At 60.9% G+C, this 2,035-nt stretch carries 2 protein-coding genes and 1 pseudogene; 2 read left to right on the top strand and 1 reads right to left on the bottom strand.

All coding sequences use genetic code 11. The annotated features are described in order from the left end of the window. A pseudogene (locus KVS69_RS18150) lies at positions 1-324 on the bottom strand (transcriptional regulator); the annotation flags it as partial. Between the two features lie 136 nt (positions 325-460). Between KVS69_RS18150 and KVS69_RS18145 the strand changes: the two are divergent. Together KVS69_RS18145 and KVS69_RS18140 are read left to right on the top strand one after the other, a co-directional pair. Next, the gene (locus tag KVS69_RS18145; RefSeq protein WP_102789235.1) at positions 461-1,381 is read left to right on the top strand and encodes a TIR domain-containing protein; all 921 of its coding nucleotides are present in this window, start codon (positions 461-463) and stop codon (positions 1,379-1,381) included. A gap of 2 nt (positions 1,382-1,383) precedes the next feature. Next, positions 1,384-1,962 carry an adenylate/guanylate cyclase domain-containing protein gene (locus tag KVS69_RS18140; protein WP_217539397.1) on the top strand — a complete coding sequence of 193 codons (579 nt, stop codon included), beginning with the start codon at positions 1,384-1,386 and terminating at the stop codon, positions 1,960-1,962. Positions 1,963-2,035: the final 73 nt, after the last annotated feature.

The following is a 2,035-nucleotide window of genomic DNA, read 5'->3' as shown; positions in this document are numbered from 1 at the left end:
CGCATGCAACCGTTGGTTGTGGAAATCCACGCGGACCGTCTCACTCTCGACCAGGAGGCGGTGGACGGCGCGGTAATGCTGATTCAGGAAGCGGAGAGCGCGCTTGTGGCACGTTTCCCCTTCAACATTGGTGCAGTTGAGCATGTCCTGCAGATTGACGATGTCGATGTAGACATGCGCGCCGTTAACCCGATAGGCGCGGTTGACCGCGATATTGTCCAACGAGGTCTCGCGCGTGTAGTCACGAATATCGACCTTACGGACTTCCTCGTAACGCGTGGTAAGGCGCTTCTTGGTGCGGTCTTCCTTCCAGCTATGTCCCATCGTCCTGCTCCCTGCGGCCAAATGGAGACCGAGCCGGAGCGGGTCGCGTCGCTCTCGGGCCGGGCACCAACCGGTTTTCGGCTGGTTCATTTGTCGTATATTGGGAGCCAGTTCACACTTTCAAGGGAGGGAAGGTATGGGGGCGAGCATTATCGAGCGACTTTCTGCCGACGGCGGCAGGCGACTGGTGGCGGCCTTGGCCGAGTTCCGCACCCTGGCGGGGCTGGAGGCTGCTGCCACGCAGCTGGCTGAGGCCGGGGAACTGCTGGAAGTCGCGGCTGGCGCGTCCTTCATCACGCAAGAAGATGCCGAAACCGACGTGTTTTTCATCGTTGCCGGTGCGGTGGACGTGATCGTCAATGGCAAGGTGGTCAATACCCGCCGAGTCGGGGAACACGTGGGGGAGATGGCAGCCATCGAGCCGACCCAGTTGCGTGCGGCCACCATTACCGCCACCGAGCCCACAGTGGTGTTGAAGGTGCCTGAAAGCGATTTCAGTCGCGCTGCCGATGCACACCCATTGATCTGGCGGCGCTTGGCAGCTGCTCTGTCGCGCCGGCTGAAGGAGCGTAACCGAATGATTACGGCCCCCCGCGAACGGGTCCGGGTCTTCGTGATGTCCTCGGTGGAGGCGCTGCCGGTCACCCGCCTGCTGGTGCAGCATTTCGAGCACGATCCCTTCCTGACGGTGGTCTGGGACCACGGCGTTTTCCGCGCGGCCAACTACACCCTTGATGAGCTGGAGGCCCAGCTGGAGCAGGCGGACTTTGCAATTGCCGTGGCGCATGCCGACGACATGGTGATCAGCCGCGGTGACGAGTGGCCGGTCATGCGCGACAACGTCGTCTTTGAGCTGGGCATGTTCATTGGGTTTCTGGGACGTCGGCGCGCCTTCCTGATGGAGCCGCGCGAAGACAAGCTGAAGCTGCCGAGCGATCTGGCGGGGCTGACTACCGTTCCTTACCGATACAAACCTGGTGCCGATGCCCGTGCCTTGCTGGCACCGGCGTGCGAGCAGATCCGCGCCCGGATTCTCGCCGCTGGACCGAGAGACTGACCATGACAGTGCTGGAAGAGATGACGGCAGCAGTGGAAGCGATCACGCAAAACCAATGGTCAACCCGACAGGGCCAGGTCGTGCCCGATCCTGAGGATCTGCGGCTCGGCAACGACGCAGTCGAGTTTGATCGCGCCACGGTCCTGTACGCAGACCTTAAAGGCTCCACCAAGATGGTCGATGCCGAGCATTGGTGGCTGAGCGCGGAGATCTACAAAGCGTTCCTGCATTGCGCCGCCACCATCATCAAGAAGGAGGGCGGCAAGATTACCTCCTACGACGGTGACCGCGTCATGGGTATCTGGGTCGGTAACCGGCAAGCCACGCCAGCGGCCAAGGCAGGGTTGAAAATAAACTACGCGGTCAAGAATATCGTCGTGCCGGCACTGCGGCGCCAGTATCCGCACTGGGCCGGCACCGTGAAGCAGGTGGTCGGAATCGACAGTAGTAGAGGGTCGGCAGGGAATCGTTACGTACAGGGCCAAAAACCGCCTAAGCGATTGAAACAAAATCATAATTTCCTTGTCCCGATATCGGATCTCCCCGCCTATGGCGCCTGTTCAAGGACTTCCGCTGTATAGCTCAGCGGCGCCACTTCCCTATCAAGCTCGAGATGGTAGACGCCGAAGCGATTGATGTGGCTGGTCCGATACG

Source organism: Stenotrophomonas sp. GbtcB23 (assembly GCF_019091045.1).
In the GTDB taxonomy this organism is placed as follows: Bacteria; Pseudomonadota; Gammaproteobacteria; order Xanthomonadales; family Xanthomonadaceae; genus Stenotrophomonas; species Stenotrophomonas rhizophila_A.
The sequence above is the reverse complement of the archived record's forward strand: the minus strand, read 5'-3'. Positions and strand labels throughout refer to the sequence as shown.

What these genes read in the sequence shown, in the direction of transcription:
- KVS69_RS18140 (WP_217539397.1), top strand. Translation starts at nt 1,384, where the DNA reads ATGACAGTGCTGGAAGAGATGACGGCAGCAGTGGAAGCGATCACGCAA.
- KVS69_RS18145 (WP_102789235.1), top strand. Translation starts at nt 461, where the DNA reads ATGGGGGCGAGCATTATCGAGCGACTTTCTGCCGACGGCGGCAGGCGA.